The organism is Paraburkholderia sp. Cpub6 (assembly GCF_014201065.1).
Lineage (GTDB): Bacteria > Pseudomonadota > Gammaproteobacteria > Burkholderiales > Burkholderiaceae > Paraburkholderia > Paraburkholderia tuberum.
Genome location: NZ_JACHDM010000026.1, coordinates 66,857 through 83,524 on the forward strand (window position 1 = coordinate 66,857; position 16,668 = coordinate 83,524).

Sequence of the window (16,668 nt, forward strand, 5' to 3'; positions counted from 1 at the left end):
AAACCCCTATAATCACGACTAAGGGAAAACCCTAGAAATGCAGTCACTAACCGGGAGTCGCCATGAGCTACATCTTTGCACTGTTCCAAAAGGTCAGCGACCTCTTTGCGTCGCCCCATCTGCCGCTGGATTCGGACTACTCGTACGCAGCGCGGGCCCGTGAAGCAGAGCGTCTGCGCCGCGCGCAGGCCACGCTGTTCGGCATCAAGCTGACGGACTAAAAACCAGCCGCACCTCCCGAGCGCGCGACAACGCGCCGGGGCGCGCACCTCGAGTGCGCTTCTCATTGAGCCACTATTCGCGAAATGCGGATCGTGGCTTTTTGTTTTTCGGGGCTCTCTTGTCGCGATGCACCATTGCGCGACGAGACAGACGTATCAGCGCCAGGCCTCCAGTGTCTGTCCGACTCCTTGCGAATTATTTCGGGGCCGAAATGAATGTAACCAGCTTTCACGCTGATTCAGCGAGTCGAATGAAAGCATTGCCCGTAAACCTTTGTTGAATGAAGCGCGAAAGCGACACCGCGCTTCCATCAACAGGCCCCATCTATGAAATGCTCGCTTACAAGTGCTAACGTCTTCACGCGATCCGGGCCGCTAAAGTGAGTCTCAAGCGTACGGCGTCTGGTTCGGCTCGCAAGCGAAGCGAACGAAGCGAATCGCACGATCCGAGCAAACACGGACGCTGGCCTGGAATAAAACTTTGACGGGAGGTCATGATGAAAAACTTTGGCAAGGCATCGCGCTCGCTGATCGCAACGCTGCTCGCGGGCGGCGCACTCGTCGCGGCTGGTAGCGCATTCGCGCAAGACCGCGTGATCGTCGAACACGGTCCGGCACCAGTCGTGTATGGCCAACCGCATATGATGCCGGTGGGCGTGTCGATCAACATCGGCTGGCACGGCGATCGTTACTGGGACGGCCACCGCTACTGGGAGCACGACGAGTGGATGCGCCATCATCCGCGCGACTACGATCCGCACCACCGCGGCGACGATCACCGCACGCCGCCCCCGCGCTACTAAAGCGCGCCTGATGGCGTCGCAACAGGCGGCGTGAGTCTACGAAGCCGGTTTTCCCTCGAGGGGAAGGCCGGCTTCGTCGCATTTGGGCGTGCGAGTCCGACCGTGGTATTGCGCGTGCTGCGCTATGCTTCGGGGCTTTCATCGACGGCAGCGGGAGCGCGTATGGACAAGACGACACAGGATGTAGCGATAGGGGTGGTGGGCACGGGACTGATGGGCGTCGGCATTGCGACGCAGGCCGCGTTGCATGGATACCGTACGATCGTTCACGACGTTGATCCGGCGCGACTCGCGAGCGTCGCGCCGAAAGCGCAAGCCGTGCTCGACGAACTGATCGACGCGGGCCGTATCGACGATGCTGCCAAACAGGCGGCGCTCGCGTGCATCGAAACCAATGCGCAACTCGATGCGATCGGGCAAGCGCGCTTCGTGATCGAGGCGATTCCCGAAGTGCTCGAACTCAAACACCACCTCTACGCGACGCTGACCAGCCTGCTCGCCGATGATGCGATCCTCGCGAGCAACACCAGCGGCTTCCCGCCCGACCAGCTTGCCACCCCGCTGCGCGCGAAAGAACGCTTCGTGATCGCGCATTTCTGGAACCCGCCGCACATGATTCCGCTCGTCGAGGTCGTGCCGGGCACCGAGACCGCGCCCGAAGTCGTGCGGCAAACCGCCGGACTGATGAGCGCGATCGGCATGGAGCCGGTTGTGCTCGCGAAGGCGATTCCGGGCTTCGTCGGTAATCGGCTGCAGTTCGCGGTACTGCGCGAGGCGTTGCACATCGTGCGTTCGGGGGCAGCGACGCCCGAGGTCGTCGATCGCGTGATGAAAGCTTCGCTGGGACGTCGCTGGGGCATCGTCGGACCATTCGAGGGCGCGGACATGGGCGGACTCGACACGTTCGTCGACATCGCGTCGCATTTGATGCCGCAACTCGCGAAAGACGAGGACGTGATCGATCTGCTGCGCGCGCAGGTCGACGCGGGGCGTGTCGGCATGCGCAGCGGCGCGGGGTTTCATGACTGGGATGAAGCGCGCATCGCGCGGGTAAAGGAAGGGCGCAAGCGCGTGATCGGGCGCGGCTAGTGCGGTATAAATAGCCGTTCCGTGCCTGGTACTCCGCCGCTTTTCGCGCTAACTGCCACACGCGTCGCAAGCGAACCTAAATCAACTCCGAGCCAACCCCAAGTCACTTCATGTCTCACTACTTCTATGACCCCGCCGCCGGTCACGGCCTGCCGCACGATCCGTTCAAGGCGATCGTCGCGCCGCGGCTGATCGGCTGGATTTCGTCGCGCGATGCCGAAGGCACGCTCAATCTCGCGCCATACAGCTTTTTCGGCGCGTTCGCGACTTTTCCGCCGATCATCGGTTTTAGCAGCGAGGGCCGCAAGGACAGCCTCGCCAACATCGAGGCGACCGGCGAATTCGTTTGGAATCTCGCCACCCGGCCGCTCGCGGAGCAGATGAACCGCTCGTCGGCGCCGGTCGCGCCGCATGTCGACGAGTTCGCATTGGCCGGGCTCACGCCGGCGCCGGGCCGCAACGTGGCGGTGCCGCACGTGGCCGAATCGCCGGCGGCGCTCGAATGCAAGCTGCTGCAGATCGTGCGTCTGCATGATGTCGACGGCAAGCCGATGGACAACTATCTGTCGCTCGGCCAGGTGGTCGGCGTGCATATCGACGACGCGTATCTGAAGGACGGCCTGTTCGACACGCACGCCGCGCAGCCGATCATGCGCGCGGGTTATCGCGCCGACTATGCGCAGATCGGCGAGATGTTCCAGATGATCCGGCCAACGGCCTGAACTCGCCCTCAGCAGCTTCCGCTGATTAGCGGATCGCTCAGGGTGTCACCGGCGGCGGTTTGCGTGGGGACTGCGCGGACGTTTCTGCCGCGGAGTCACTGTTGCCGCTCCCGCTCCCGCCCACGGGCGCATCCACTTCAACCTCGACGACCGCAGCCGCGACCGGCGCGGCCGCCGTGACTTCCGCCGCAATCGCCGCAGGCACCGGCTGGATCGGGCGCGCACGCGAGCTGACGAGCACCGCGCGCGGTTCATTGTCGTAAATCACGGCCCGCACGCGCGGATAAATCTCCCGCTCCCAGCGACGTCCGCTGAACACGCCGTAGTGGCCGACGCCCGTTTGCACGTGATGCGTCTTCAGATACGGCCGCAGACGATCGCACATGTCCTGCGCGGCGAGCGTCTGACCGACTGCGCAGATATCGTCCTTTTCACCTTCCACGGTCAGCAATGCGGTGCGGCGAATCTTCGACGGCTCCACCAGCCGCCCCTCGACTTCGAGCGCGCGTAACGGCAGCGCATGCTGCTGGAACACGGTGTCGACGGTCTCCAGATAGAAGTCGGCGGTCAGATCCATCGTCGCGAAGTACTCTTCGTAGAACGTGCGAATCGTGTCGGCTTTCTGCGGATCGCCCTTGCCGCGCTCGTAGTACATCGTTTCGAACGAGTCGGCGTGGCGGCCCGGATTCATCGCCATGAACGCGGCCAGCTGCACGAAACCCGGATACACGCGGCGCTGCGCGCCGGCAAACCCGAACGGCACCGCGCTGATCAGATTGCGCTCGAACCACTCGATCGGCCGGCTCCTGGCCAGTTCGTTGACGCGCGTCGGATTGATGCGCGTGTCGATCGGGCCGGCCATCAGCGTCATGCTGGCCGGCTGCGCGGGATGGTCGTCGGCGGCCATCAGCGCGACGGCGGCGAGCGCTGCGACGGTCGGTTGACAGACCGCGAGCAGATGCGTGCCGGACCCGATCGTCGCGGTGAAGTCGATCACGTGGCGGACGAATTCGTCGAAGCCGAAGCGGCCTTCGCCGAGCGGCACGTCGCGCGGGTTGTGCCAGTCGGTGATATAGACGTCGTGCTCGGTCAGCATCGTGCGCACGGTTGCGCGCAGCAGCGTCGCGAAGTGGCCCGACATTGGCGCGATCATCAGCACGCGCGGCTGCGGCGTTGAAAGCACGGCGGCCTTGCGAAAATGCAGCAGCGAGCAGAACGGCGTGCGCGCGACGACTTCCTCGACCACCGCGACCGGCTCGCCTTCGGTGACGACGCTATCGATGCCGAACGGCGGCCGCTTCGGCGTGAGTCCGCCGAGCATCAGAAGTTCGCACGTCGCGCGCAGCGAGCGTCCGTGGGGCGTAGCGGCGAATGCGGACCATGCATCGAGCGAACGGTTCGCCAGCGCCGCGCCGTGCCGCAGCGGTAGCAGCAGGTCGGCGCAGGCCTGATAGGCAGGATAGGCGAACAGATTCATACTTTCACTCGAACGCGCCAGAAAGACAGGAACTCGAATAAAAGCAAGTGGTGCGCCAGGCGCTGGCGCGCGTTGCCCCTGTGTCGCGTCATATCTGCGTGGGTCGGCATATCACTTGCGTGCATAGGCGAAATGGGCCGGCCTTGCCGCGCTTTGGTGCGCGCGCGCACCGCGGCGTGCATGGGTGCAGGCACGCGCGGCGCGATGCCCGATCTGGAGGACACACGTATGGGAAATACTACGCTCACGATAAGCAGCAGGAATTATTCGTCGTGGTCGCTGCGCGGCTGGCTGCTGACGAAGTTCAGCGGCTTGCCGTTCGAAGAAATCGTGGTGCCGATCGACGACCCCGCGACGCGCGCCGAACTACTGCTGCTGTCGCCGTCGATTCTGGTGCCATGCCTCGTGCACGACGGCGTCAAGGTCTGGGACACGCTGGCGATCGCCGAATATCTGCACGAACTGAAGCCGCAAGCCGCGCTGTTGCCGCACGAGATCCGCGCCCGCGCGCATTGCCGCTCTATCTGCGGCGAGATGCATTCGGGGTTTGCCTCGTTGCGTTCGGCGCTGCCGATGAACCTGAAGGCGCATTTCCCGGGCTTCAAGGTATGGGCGCGCGCGCAATCGGATATCGAGCGGATCGTGACGATCTGGCGTGAATGTCTGAAGGAGTACGGCGGCCCGTTCCTGTTCGGCGAGCGGACCGCCGCGGACGCGATGTACGCACCGGTGGTTACGCGTTTCGTGACCTATGACGTGCAACTCGATCCGGATATGGTCGAATACGGGCAGTGCATCATGGCGCTGCCCGAAATGCGCGAGTGGATCGCGCTCGCGCGTCAGGAGGTCGAGGAGATCGATGAACTGGACGTCGAGTTCTGAGCGCGGCGGCCGCCGTCCGCGGCTGTCCACATCAAGCAGATCCGTCAGCCGCGCTCGCCTTCGAGCTTGAACACGCTGACCAGCTGCGCGAGCCGCGCAGCCTGCTCGCGCAACTCGGCCGCCGCGGCTTCCGCATCGACGACGATCGTCGCATTCTGCTGCGTCGCCTCGCCGATCTGCGTGACCGCCAGGTTGACCTGCTCGATGCCGCCCGACTGCTCGCGCGACGCGACATTGATTTCGCTCATGATCGCGCGGACCTGACCGACCTGAGTGACGATTCCCTGCATCGTCGCGCTCGCTTCTTCGGCGATGCGAAAGCCGCTGTCGACGTTCGCGCTCGACGCCGCGATGACCCCCTCGATCTCCTTCACCGCCGCCGCGCTGCGCTGCGCGAGAGCGCGCACTTCCGACGCCACGACCGCGAAGCCCTTGCCGTGCTCGCCCGCGCGCGCCGCTTCGACAGCCGCATTCAACGCGAGGATGTTGGTCTGGAAGGCAATACCTTCGATCACCGTCGTGATCTCGGCGATCTTCTGCGACGAGCGGCCGATCTCGCCCATCGTCGACACCACGCGCTCGACCGCGCGGCCGCCTTCGAGCGCGGCGTCGGCGGCGTGGGTGACGAGGGTGTTCGCTTCGGTCGCGTGATCGGCATTCTGCTGCACGGTTGACGTGATCTGCTCCATGCTCGCCGCGGTCTCTTCGAGGCTGCTCGCCTGGGTCGCGATGCGCATCGCGATGTTGCCGCTGCCGGTGGCGATCTTCTCGGTGCCCGCCGACATGTCGGCCGACGCGTTGCGCACCTGCGCGACGATGCGCGCGAGGCCTTCGCCGATGCCGTCGATTGCCAGCATCAGGCGGCCGATCTCGTCGGCGCGCGCGCGGCCGTGCTGCGCGACGCGCACGCTCAGATCGCCCGCGGCGAGACGCTCCGACGCGCGCGCGGCTTCGTCGAGCGGACGGCTGACGAGCCGCCGCACCGCGATGAGGAACACGATCGCGAACAGGCCGACCAGCGCGAGGCCGAGCAGCAGGAAGGCGTTGCGGGTGCGCACGACCTCGGCCATCACTTCGTCGCGCGGCGCGACGCCGCCGACGAGCCACTGCCACTCCGGCACCGTAACGAACGACACGAACTTGTCGCGCGCGTCGCTCTCGCCGAGCGTCGCGTCGGCCGAGCGGTAGTCGAGCTCGCCCTGCTTCATGTCGAGCATGCGCTGATACGGCGCGTTGGCGTCGTCGGCTTTCTGGCCCGCGGCGGCCGGATGCACGAGCAGCTTGCCGCGCTCCGCGCCGCTCGACGCGTCGAGCACGAAGTAATAGCCGCTCGCGCCGATCTTCAGCGCGTGGATGCCGTCCTGGACCGACTGGATCTCCTTGTCCACGTCGACGCCGACGAACAGCGCGCCGATCACGCGGCCGCTCGCGTCGGCGATCGGCCGGTACTGCGTGATCATGCGCTTGCCGAACAGCATGGCGAGGCCAGTGTACGAGCGGTTCGCGAGCAGCGGCGCATACGCCGGCCCCTTGCGGTCGAGCAGCGTGCCGACCGCTCGGGTGCCGTCCTGCTTCTTCAGCGAGGTGGTCACGCGCACGAAGTCGTCGCCGCTGCGCGCAAACACGGTCGCGACCGCGCCGCTGCGTTCGAGGAACTGGTCGGGAATCGTGAAGTCGAGATTCAGCACCTTGCCGCCGGCCTTGAAAGTCGGCGTCGCGGTGCTCCCGATGTCGACTTTCTGCGTGTCGTCGAGCGAGAAGTCGGTGGGCAGGAAGCTCGCGAACAGCGCCATCGACCGATCGACTTCGGCCGACAGCGCCTTGTCGAACAGCTCGATCATCGCGGCGATCGAGCGGTCTTTTTCGGCGATGCGGGCGAGCACCTGGTCGCGCACCTGGTCGCCGGCGGCGCGTGCGAGCGCCCACGCGAAGGTGCTGAGAATCAACGCGACCAGCACGCACGAGAGCACGGCAAGCCGCGCGCCGACGCTGGCGCGGCGCAAGAAGAGAGAGTTCATGGGCAGGCGCGAAAAGGGGGACGGGCGATGCGCGCGTCGGGCATGGCCGCGAGCGGCATCGATTTACTGGTTTACGGCTCGGGAGACGGCGGCTTTAGGGCGACTGAAAGCCGCCCGTAATAGGCTGAAAGGGGCCACAAAAAAACCGGCCCCGAAAAAGGAACGAGGCGGAGTGCGGAAGGTGTTGCTGCGTTGCTCAGCGCACCCGATCGACGGTTCGGCCGGGCGCGCTTCGCCACGTCCGCAACAACAACGCATTGGTGACGACGCTGACGCTCGAAAACGCCATCGCCGCGCCCGCGAGCATCGGATTCAGCAAGCCGAACGCGGCCAGCGGAATGCCGATCAGGTTGTAGACGAATGCCCAGAACAGGTTCTGCTGGATCTTGCGCCAGGTTCTGCGCGAGATGTCGATCGCGTCGGCGACGAGCGCCGGGTCGCCGCGCATCAGGGTGATGCCGGCGGCGTGCATGGCGACGTCGGTGCCGCTCGCCATCGCGATGCCGATGTCGGCGGCGGCGAGCGCGGGCGCGTCGTTGATGCCGTCGCCCGCCATCGCGACGATGCCGGCGTGGCGCATCTTCAGGTCGCGGATCACGCGGGCCTTGTCGTCGGGCAGCACCTCGGCGTGGAATTCGTCGATGCCGAGCGCCCGCGCGACGCTCGCCGCACTGCCGCGGTTGTCGCCAGTCACGAGCACGCTGCGGATGCCCATCTGCGCGAGCCGCGCGACGGCCGCGCGCGCGGTCGGCTTCACCGTGTCGCCGAACGCGATCAGGGCGAGCGCTTCGGAGGCGTGAGGCGCGCGCGTCATCAGCCACGACACCGTGTTGCCCGCCGCTTGGAGTTCCTGCGCGCGCGCGGCAAGCGCGGTCGGCAGCGCGATGTCCAGCTCGCGCAGCCAGCGCGTGCTGCCGAGGGCGAGCGTGCGGCCGTCGACGTCGGCTTCCACGCCCCGGCCGGCGACGGCGCGAGCGGCGGTGGCGCCTGGCCCGCCCTCGTGTTCGCCGGCCATTTGCCCGAGCTGAGCCTCGTGCGCGCGCATCACCGCCCGCGCGAGCGGATGATCGCTATGCCGCTGCACCGCCGCCGCGAGCGCGAGCGCTTGGTCGCGGCTCAAGCCGCCGATCGGCTCGAACGCCGTTACCGATGGTTGGCCGAGCGTCAGCGTGCCGGTTTTGTCGAACGCGACGATCGACACGCGATGCGCAATTTCCAGCGCTTCAGCGTCCTTGATCAGCACGCCGTGGCGCGCGGCGACGCCGGTGCCGGCCATGATCGCGGCGGGCGTCGCGAGGCCGAGCGCGCACGGGCAGGCGATCACCAACACCGCGACCGCGTTCAGGATCGCGGTTTGCGCGCCCGCGCCGGCGAGCAGCCAGCCGATCAGCGTCAGCGCGGCGAGCGCGAGAATCGCCGGCACGAAGACTTCGCTGACGCGGTCGACGAGCCGCTGGATCGGCGCCTTCTCGGCCTGCGCGCTTTCGACGAGCCGGATGATGCGCGCCAGTGTGGTCTCCGCGCCGATCGCGGTGGTCGTCACCACGAGCGCGCCTTCGCCGTTGATCGAGCCGGCCGTGACGGCGTCGCCGGTCTGTTTCGGCACCGGCAGGCTTTCGCCGGTGATCAGCGCTTCGTCGATATGCGTGCGGCCTTCGAGCACCGCGCCGTCGACCGGTACGCGCTCGCCCGGCCGCACGATCACGACGGTGCCGACCCGCACCTGCGCGAGCGGCACCTCGCGTTCGCCGGCGCCGTCGCGGATGCGCGCGCGCTCGGGGCGCAGCGCGTTGAGCGCGCGGATCGCGTCGGTGGTCTGGCGCTTGGCGCGCGCCTCGAGCCACTTGCCGAAGCGCACCAGCGTGATCACGACCGCCGATGCCTCGAAGTACAGATGCATCGTGTCGCCCGGATGCATCGTAAGTTCATAGACGCTGATGCCGTACGCCGCCGATGTGCCGAGCGCGACCAGCAGGTCCATGTTGCCCGCGCCGGCGCGCACCGCGCGCCAGGCTGCGCGATAGAAGCGCGCGCCGAATACGAACTGCACGATCGACGCGAGCACGAATTGCAGCCAGGCTGGCAGCATCGCGTGGAGGCCGAACCATTCGCCGAACATCGGTGCGACGAGCGGCAGCGTCAGCAGCGCGGACGCAACGACGCTCGCGAGGTCGCGGCGGGTTTGAATCCGCTTGCGGTCGACGACGGGGGCGTGGGTCGTGTCGAGGATGTCCCTTTCGTCGCCGGACGCGGCGATAGCTGCCGTTGTCTCGGCTGGAGCGGCAGCAGCGGGCGGCGCGCTCAGCGTCGCTTCGTAGCCAGCTTTTGTGACGGCGGCGATCAGCGCGCCGGTATCGGCGGATGCGGTGCCTTGCGGATGAACGGTGGCGGTTTCGGTCGCCAGATTGACCGACGCGCGCGCGACCCCAGGCACCTTCGCGAGCGCTTTTTCGACGCGCAACGCGCAGGCTGCGCAGGTCATGCCGCCGATCTCCAGTTCAACGGTTCCCGGCGTGGCGGCGGGTGTCGCGGTTGGCGTCGCGCTTGGCGCGGCAAGCTCGGTGTTCGCGACCGGCGTCGCTTCGTATCCGGCCTTGCGCACGGCATCGGCCAGTTGCTGAGGCCCGAGCGTCGCGTCGCTTTCCACGCGGGCGCGCTCGGTCGCGAGATTCACCGACGCGCGCGCCACTCCCGGCAGCTTGGTCAATGCTTTCTCGACGCGGCTCGCGCACGACGCGCAAGTCATCCCGCCGATATCGAGTTCGACGACGCGTGTGGGCGAAGAAGAAGCGGCCGCGTCGGCGGGGCGCTGCGGGTTGGCAAGTGCGGTCATGGCAGGCGGGGCTCGTGGCGGCATTGGGCCGCATCGTGAATCCAGTATCGACCTTCCCATGACGGGAAGGTCAAGGCCGGATTATGCGGCCGCCGTCAGAACGCCGGCGGCGCATCGAGCATCGCCTGTCCCACCGCCTTCTGTTGATCGCCGTCGCGCGCGAGCAGCGTTTGCGCGGCGCCGCGCCGGTCTTCGGCCGCCTTGTTCTGCCCGAGCTTCCATTTGCCGACGAGCCGCGTTACCTCGATCTCGATACCGACGATCGCGCCGAGCATCTGCGCGATGTAGTCGGCGGGCGCGTCGCCCATCTTCCATGGCACCGGCTCGCCGGCTTCCATCTCGCGCGTGAGTCGCGCGACGAGACCGCGCACGAACGATTCATCGTCATGCACCACGATCCTGCCATGTGCATGCACGACCATGTAGTTGTAGGTCGGCACCTGCTTGTGCGTTTCGTGTTTGCTCGGATACCAGCTCGGGGAAATATAGGCGGTCGGCCCCTGGAAGATCACGAGCGCTTCGGCATGGGTCGCGGCTTCCTGCCAGACGGGGTTCGCCCGCGCGACGTGCGCGCGCAGCACCAGACGTGACGAATCCGCCGCATCCGCCTGCGCCTCGAACGGCAGATGATTCGCATCGAGCCCGTTGGGGCCGTGCGTAATCAGCGCGCCGAACGGGTGCTCGGCGATCAGGCGATGAAGAACCTCTGGACGGTTCTCTTCGAAATGGGCGGGCATGTACATTGAAGTATTCCGAATGCAGGACGACGAAAGAGTGGAGGCGAACGGCCAAGCTGGCGGATCGACGAATGCGCGAAGCATGGCGCGCTCGCGCGAGCCGTTGGCGCGGGAACATAATGTGACAGCGACGTCGATTGTCACATCGGTGACGCGCCTGCGCGCTGTCAGCCAAAATTCCCTGCTTTGTGCTTGCCTGGCAAGCAAGGATACGATACAACGCGATGTTGTCGGAATCGCAATCCGCGGACTCGCTGCGCAGTGTTTCGGGAGAACCGCGCATGCACCAGGCGCTGCACACCGGCATCCCCCATAGGACTGCACGTTCCGCACTCTGAACGAATGATAAAAAATCTCCGAGAACTGTTTTTGCTTCAACGAACCTGTGCGTCGCTCGCGGGTCTGGCACTGCTGGCCAGCTGTGCGTCGACCCCCACTGCGACGCAACAACGCACCGGCTGGATCAAGGACGAAGTCGCCGACTCCTACGTATTCGGCTATCCGCTCGTGCTGATGAGCGCCGCGCGCGATGCGGCGGTCGGCACCGAGCCGGGTCAGGCGCCTTTCAACACGCTGCGTCACGCGCAGGCGCTGCCGCCGATCGGCGCGACCAATCCGCCGCAGCCGAGCCTCGACACGCTCGACTCGACCGGCTGGCTCGACCTTGCCGCCGAGCCGGTGATCCTGGCGCTACCTGATTCGCATGGCCGTTACGTCGATGCGCGCGTGCTCGACATGTGGACCAACGTCGCGTGGTCGACCGGGCCACAGCTCGCCGCGGGCACGGGCACCGCGAAGGGCTTGCGCGCGCAGACGATCGCGTTCGTCGCACCGGGCTGGAAGGGCGAGCTGCCGAAGGGCGCAAAGCGCGTCGAAGTGCCGACGCGCAACGCATGGATCAGCGTGCGCATCCAGTCGAACGGCGCGCGCGATCTGAACGCGGTGCGCAAGCTGCAGCACGCGATCCGTCTGGAGCCGCTGAGCGTGTTCGTCGGCGACGCGGAGCCGGCGGTGCCGCCGCGCGGTTACGCAAGCGGCGTCGCGGGCCCGAGCGGCACGCCGGCGCAGCAGGTCGCCGCGCTCGACGCGAGCGGCTTCTTCGGCCGTCTCGCCGACGCGTTGCCTGACAATCCGCCGACACCGGCCGATCCGCACGCGCTCAAATTTCTCGCCGATCTCGGTGTGACGCCGGGCGATCCTGTGAAGCTGCCGAAGTCATCCGATGCGCTCGCGGCCGGTCTCGCCGACGGTCGCGATCGCCTCGCGACGCCGCCGTCGAATCTGCTGAGCGCGAACGGCTGGAGCTGGTTCGGCGATGCCGTCGGCAACTACGGTCCCGACTATGGGTTGCGCGCGTATGCGGCAAGCACACAGTTGGGCCTCGGTACGAAGGACGACGAAGTACGCGCGTTCGTCACGCAGGACAGCGACGGCAACACGCTGAACGGCGCGAATCGCTATGTGATCCACTTCGCGGCGAACCAGCTGCCGCCGGTGCGCGGTTTCTGGACGATCACCGCGTATACGAAGGATGGCGCGCTGAGCGAGAACGCGCCGGCGCGGCTCGCGGTTGGCGATCGCAATGGCGCGCGCCGCAATCGCGATGGTTCGCTCGACGTGGTCGTGTCGTCGACGCGCAGCCGGACCGGTAACTGGCTGCCCGCACCGCGCGCGGACATGCAACTGGTGCTACGCCTGTATGCGCCGAAGCCGCAAGCCACCGACGGCAGCTGGCAGCCGCCGCCGGTCGTGCGGCAATGATGTGAACGGCGCGCGGGCAAACCGCGCGCCGTCCGGTTTCGTTATCGAACGCTCGCGAAAATCTTGTTCGCGGGAAAGCCAGTCAGTCAGCAGCACGAATCGTCAAGGCGGGCCTGACATTCCTGTCTAACCATTGATTCACGCCTTATACTGCCGCTTGCGGGATCTCTGTTTTTCGCGGCGGGCTTGCCGCCGCATTCCTCCAGATCGAGCATGGCAAGCCTCAATAAAGCATCGTTAGCCTCCTCCATACAGACCGTGCGCGCAGTCGCGCAGTCGCGCCGTACGCGACGGATTCTCGTCGGTCTGCTGATCTTCGTCGTCCTGTTAGGCCTGCTCGGCTTTTTCGCGGCGCCGCCGCTGATTCGCCACATCGCGAGCCAGCAACTGAGCAAGCAGCTCGACCGGCCGGCGTCGATCGGCCGTATCGCGCTCAATCCGTACACACTGCGTTTCGAGGCCGACAACGTGCATATCGGCGAGCGCGGCGGCGCGGGCGACTTCGTCGATATTTCGCGGCTCATCGTGAAGCCGTCGTGGAGTTCGCCGTTTCGCGGCGCGCCCATCGTCGACGAAGTACAGGTCGATTCGCCGCGCTTCCATATCGTTCGCCTCGATGCGCAGCACTTCAATTTCAGCGACCTGATCGAGAAATTCGCGAATCAGCCGGCAAAACCGAATAGCAAGCCGACGCAGTTCTCCATCTCCAACATTCGCGTCGAAAACGGCCAGATCAGGTTCGACGACCGGCTGCTCGGCACGAGCCACGTGATCGATCAATGGAAGCTCGGCATTCCGTTCATCGCGACGCTGCCGTCGAAGACCGATATCTTCGTCGAGCCGCTGCTGCGCGCGCGCATCGACGGCGACAGTCAGCTCGCGATCGACGGCAGGACCAAGCCGTTCGCGGCGTCGCGCGAGTCGGAAGTGTCGCTGCGCTTCGATGAGCTCGACGTGCCGAAGCTGGTGTCTTACGCGCCGTCGAAGCTGCCGGTGATCGTGCAGTCGGGCAAGCTGTCCACCGACCTGAAGCTGAACTTCGAGATGTCGAACGACACGCCGTCGCTGCGCGTCGCCGGCACCGTCGATCTGAACGACGTCAACGTGCAGGATCAGGGCAAGGCGCCGTTTTTCGCGGCGCGCGCCGTGCATGTGGCGGCGGCATCGCTCGAACCGTTGAAGAGCATCTATCACTTCGACGATATCCGCATCGACGCGCCGAGCGCGAGCCTCGCGCGCGACAAGGACGGCGTATTGAGCGTCGAGCATATGTTCGCGCCCGCGCCGGAAAAAACCACGGCAAAGGAAACCGCGGACGCGAATGCCAACGCCAAAACCGCCGCCGCCGAAAAGGCGGCCCCGCCGTTCGACGTCGCGATCAAACGTTTCGCACTCAACGACGGCACCGTGAACGTACACGACGAAGCCGTGTCGCATCCGGTAGAAGCCGGGCTGCAAAACCTCGCGGTTACGCTGACCGATTTCTCGACGCTAGCGTCGGCGCCAGCGCACTACACGCTGAATACGAACCTGAAGGACAACGGCGGTTCGCTCGCCGCCGACGGCACGGTCGGCCTCGCGGCGAAGACGGCGAGCGCGAAGCTCGATCTGAAGTCGCTGAAGCTGCCGCCGTTGCAGCCGTATCTGGATACCGCGACGTCCGCGCAGGTGCTGGACGGTGCGTTGTCCGCGACGACGAATATCGACGCGAACTGGTCGAAGTCGCCGATGGCGCTGACGGTCGCGGACACGCAGCTGGACATGCAGGCGGTGAAGCTCGCGGCGCGCGGCGGCAAGACGCCGGTGATCTCGCTCGCGCAGGGCAACGTGGTAGTCAAACAGGTCGACGTCGCGGCGCGCACGGCCGACGTGACGAGCGTAGACGTAACCGGTCTCGCGGTCGACGCGCAGCGCCTGAAGGACGGCACCATCAATCTGAATGCGCTCGCGAGGGCGCATCAACAGGCGACGGAGCGCACGGCGATCCACGCGGCGAAACAAGCGCAGGCCGAAGGCCCCGCATGGCGCTACAAGATCGCCGAATTGACGCTCAAAGACGCGACCGCCGATTTCACCGACAACACGACGCCGCAGCCGGTCAAGCTGAGCTTTACGCCGGTGCAGCTGAAGGTGCGGCAGATCAGCGACGACTTGGGCCGTCCGCTGCCGGTCGACCTGCAGGCGACGTTGAACAAGAAGGGCACACTCGCTGTGAAGGGCGACGTGACCGCGACGCCGCTAAAGCTGGCCGTCAAGATCAACGCGAACCAGCTCGACGCGGCCGCGTTCGAGCCGTACTTCGGCAGCAATCTGAACGCGACGCTCGCAAGCGCGCTGCTGAACGCGAACGGCGATCTCGCGGTCACCCAGGCGAAGTCGCTGAAAGCGAACTTTCGCGGCGACATGGCGCTCGTCGCCGTGCGCATGCTCGACAAGGTGACGTCGGACCCGTTCGCGGGCTGGGGCTCGCTCGCGCTGTCGAACCTGAAGGCCGACTACGACGAGCACGGTACCGTCGTCGACGCGGGCCGTGTGACGTTCTCGAAGTTCTATGGGCGTGTACTGCTCGACGCGCAAGGCAAGCTGAATCTGAAGGATGTGGTCGCGCACGAGGGCGGTACGACGCAGTCGCTGACGCGCGACAAGAGCGGCTCGCACCCGATTCCGCTGACGCCCGAGGCGGTGTCTGAGGCAGTCGCGGCGTCGGCGCCGGTCGCGGCATCTGCAGCAACGCCCGGCAAACCTGCCGCCACGGCCGTCGCCAGCGCCACGGCCGCGAGGCCGCCAGCAAACCCGGTCAAGATGCACTTCGGGCAACTGGTGTTGCAGCAGGGCCGCGTGACCTATACCGACAACTTCGTCAAGCCGAACTACACGGCGAACCTTGTCGCCATTCAGGGCACGATCGGCGCGTTCGGTACGGAATCGACGGCGCCCGCGCCGGTCGACGTGGCCGCGAAGCTCGCGGCCAACGGTCCGCTGACGATCCGCGGCACCATCAATCCGCTGATCGCGAAACCGGCGCTCGATCTGACCGCGAGCGCGCACGACATCGAGCTGACCAACCTGACGCCGTATTCGGCGAAATACGCGGGCTATCCGATCACGAAGGGCAAGCTCAACGTCGATTTGCATTACAAGCTCGAGAACGACCAGCTGAACGCGAACAACCACCTGTTCATCGATCAACTGACGTTCGGTGATCACATCGACAACGACACCGCGACCAAACTGCCGGTGCGTTTCGCGATCTCGCTGCTGAAGAACTCGCGCGGCGAGATCGACGTGAACCTGCCAGTGTCGGGCTCGTTGTCGAACCCCGAGTTCAGCATCGGCGGGCTGATCTGGCATGCGGTGCTCAATCTGCTCGAAAAGGCGGTGACCGCGCCGTTTTCGCTGATCGCGCACGCGTTCGGCGGCAATGGTGAGGACCTCGGTTACGTCGAATTCGAGGCCGGCTCGGCGACGCTCACCGATGCCGACAAGCAGAAACTCGACACGATCGTGAAGGCACTCACCGACAAGCCGTCGATCCGCATGGATCTGATCGGACGCGTCGATCCGAAGGTCGACGAGCCGGCGCTGCGCACGCGGTACGTCGATCAGATGGTCAAGCGGCAGAAGATCAAGGACACGGTGGGTAACGGTGAGAGCGTCGATCCATCGACGGTCACGGTCGATCAGAAAGAGTACGACAAATATCTGACCAAGGCCTACAAGTCCTCCGACTTCAAGAAGCCGCACAACTTCATCGGCATGACGAAGACGCTGCCCGACGACGACATGAAGAGCGCGCTCGCGGCCAACGCGCCGATCGACGACGCGAGCTTGCGGCAACTCGCGCAGCGGCGCGCGCAGAGTGTGCAGCAGTACCTGCAAGGCAAGATCGACAGCAGCCGCGTGTTTATCGTCGCGCCGAAGATGAATGCCGACGACATCAAGGACAAGGGTGCGACGACGCGGGTCGATTTCGGCTTGAAGTGATGGAGGAGTCGCGGCGCGTGAGCCGTGGCGTTCGGCGAGCCGATAAAAAAAAGCCCGACCTGAGGTCGGGCTTCAAAGTCGGCTGCGCCCTCCACAGGACGCAGCCCCTGCAAAACAGCGAGGCTGTATGCGTTGCCGCGA

11 protein-coding genes are annotated in these 16,668 nt (G+C 65.9%); 7 read left to right on the top strand and 4 right to left on the bottom strand.

Features of this window, described 5'->3' with window-relative positions:
* Positions 1-62 precede the first annotated feature (62 nt).
* The 4 genes from HDG33_RS30195 (at position 63) to HDG33_RS30210 (ending at position 2,835) form a co-directional block, all read left to right on the top strand.
* A complete protein-coding gene (locus HDG33_RS30195) occupies positions 63-221 on the top strand; it encodes a hypothetical protein (protein WP_018424094.1) in 159 nt (52 codons plus the stop codon).
* Positions 222-718: 497 nt separating this feature from the next.
* Entirely contained in the window at positions 719-1,024 is a 306-nt protein-coding gene (locus tag HDG33_RS30200; protein WP_184037958.1) for a hypothetical protein, read from the top strand.
* A gap of 162 nt (positions 1,025-1,186) precedes the next feature.
* Entirely contained in the window at positions 1,187-2,113 is a 927-nt protein-coding gene (locus tag HDG33_RS30205; RefSeq protein WP_184037960.1) for a 3-hydroxyacyl-CoA dehydrogenase family protein, read from the top strand.
* A 110-nt stretch (positions 2,114-2,223) separates the two neighbouring features.
* Complete coding sequence (locus tag HDG33_RS30210; RefSeq protein ID WP_184037964.1) at positions 2,224-2,835, top strand: flavin reductase family protein; 612 nt, start codon at positions 2,224-2,226, stop codon at positions 2,833-2,835.
* 37 nt (positions 2,836-2,872) lie between these two features.
* Here HDG33_RS30210 and HDG33_RS30215 read toward each other — a convergent pair whose 3' ends face one another.
* Positions 2,873-4,312, bottom strand: coding sequence for a polyhydroxyalkanoate depolymerase (locus tag HDG33_RS30215; protein WP_184037968.1), 1,440 nt, complete (start codon positions 4,310-4,312; stop codon positions 2,873-2,875).
* Between the two features lie 228 nt (positions 4,313-4,540).
* Here HDG33_RS30215 and HDG33_RS30220 point away from each other — a divergent pair, with 228 nt between their 5' ends.
* A complete protein-coding gene (locus tag HDG33_RS30220) occupies positions 4,541-5,194 on the top strand; it encodes a glutathione S-transferase family protein (protein ID WP_184037971.1) in 654 nt (217 codons plus the stop codon).
* Between the two features lie 44 nt (positions 5,195-5,238).
* Here the strand turns inward: HDG33_RS30220 and HDG33_RS30225 are convergent, their stop codons facing one another.
* The 3 genes from HDG33_RS30225 to HDG33_RS30235 all read right to left on the bottom strand — a co-directional run bounded on the left by HDG33_RS30225 (position 5,239) and on the right by HDG33_RS30235 (position 10,788).
* Complete coding sequence (locus HDG33_RS30225) at positions 5,239-7,212, bottom strand: methyl-accepting chemotaxis protein (protein ID WP_184037975.1); 1,974 nt, start codon at positions 7,210-7,212, stop codon at positions 5,239-5,241.
* 196 nt (positions 7,213-7,408) lie between these two features.
* On the bottom strand, positions 7,409-10,045 hold the full coding sequence (locus HDG33_RS30230) for a heavy metal translocating P-type ATPase (protein ID WP_184037978.1): 2,637 nt from the start codon (positions 10,043-10,045) through the stop codon (positions 7,409-7,411).
* Between the two features lie 95 nt (positions 10,046-10,140).
* Positions 10,141-10,788, bottom strand: coding sequence for an FMN-binding negative transcriptional regulator (locus HDG33_RS30235; protein ID WP_184037982.1), 648 nt, complete (start codon positions 10,786-10,788; stop codon positions 10,141-10,143).
* Positions 10,789-11,124: 336 nt separating this feature from the next.
* Between HDG33_RS30235 and HDG33_RS30240 the strand changes: the two genes are divergently transcribed.
* Both HDG33_RS30240 and HDG33_RS30245 read left to right on the top strand, forming a co-directional pair.
* Positions 11,125-12,543 (top strand): DUF1254 domain-containing protein, encoded by a 1,419-nt coding sequence (locus HDG33_RS30240; protein ID WP_184037984.1) that lies wholly within the window; start codon positions 11,125-11,127, stop codon positions 12,541-12,543.
* A gap of 213 nt (positions 12,544-12,756) precedes the next feature.
* On the top strand, positions 12,757-16,527 hold the full coding sequence (locus HDG33_RS30245) for a DUF748 domain-containing protein (RefSeq protein ID WP_184037987.1): 3,771 nt from the start codon (positions 12,757-12,759) through the stop codon (positions 16,525-16,527).
* The last annotated feature ends 141 nt before the right edge of the window (positions 16,528-16,668 follow it).

Excerpts from the sequence above, each read along its gene's own strand:
- HDG33_RS30195 (WP_018424094.1), top strand. The coding sequence starts at position 63 with ATGAGCTACATCTTTGCACTGTTCCAAAAGGTCAGCGACCTCTTTGCG.
- HDG33_RS30200 (WP_184037958.1), top strand. The coding sequence starts at position 719 with ATGAAAAACTTTGGCAAGGCATCGCGCTCGCTGATCGCAACGCTGCTC.
- HDG33_RS30205 (WP_184037960.1), top strand. The coding sequence starts at position 1,187 with ATGGACAAGACGACACAGGATGTAGCGATAGGGGTGGTGGGCACGGGA.
- HDG33_RS30210 (WP_184037964.1), top strand. The coding sequence starts at position 2,224 with ATGTCTCACTACTTCTATGACCCCGCCGCCGGTCACGGCCTGCCGCAC.
- HDG33_RS30215 (WP_184037968.1), bottom strand. The coding sequence starts at position 4,312 with ATGAATCTGTTCGCCTATCCTGCCTATCAGGCCTGCGCCGACCTGCTG.
- HDG33_RS30220 (WP_184037971.1), top strand. The coding sequence starts at position 4,541 with ATGGGAAATACTACGCTCACGATAAGCAGCAGGAATTATTCGTCGTGG.
- HDG33_RS30225 (WP_184037975.1), bottom strand. The coding sequence starts at position 7,212 with ATGAACTCTCTCTTCTTGCGCCGCGCCAGCGTCGGCGCGCGGCTTGCC.
- HDG33_RS30230 (WP_184037978.1), bottom strand. The coding sequence starts at position 10,045 with ATGACCGCACTTGCCAACCCGCAGCGCCCCGCCGACGCGGCCGCTTCT.
- HDG33_RS30235 (WP_184037982.1), bottom strand. The coding sequence starts at position 10,788 with ATGTACATGCCCGCCCATTTCGAAGAGAACCGTCCAGAGGTTCTTCAT.
- HDG33_RS30240 (WP_184037984.1), top strand. The coding sequence starts at position 11,125 with ATGATAAAAAATCTCCGAGAACTGTTTTTGCTTCAACGAACCTGTGCG.
- HDG33_RS30245 (WP_184037987.1), top strand. The coding sequence starts at position 12,757 with ATGGCAAGCCTCAATAAAGCATCGTTAGCCTCCTCCATACAGACCGTG.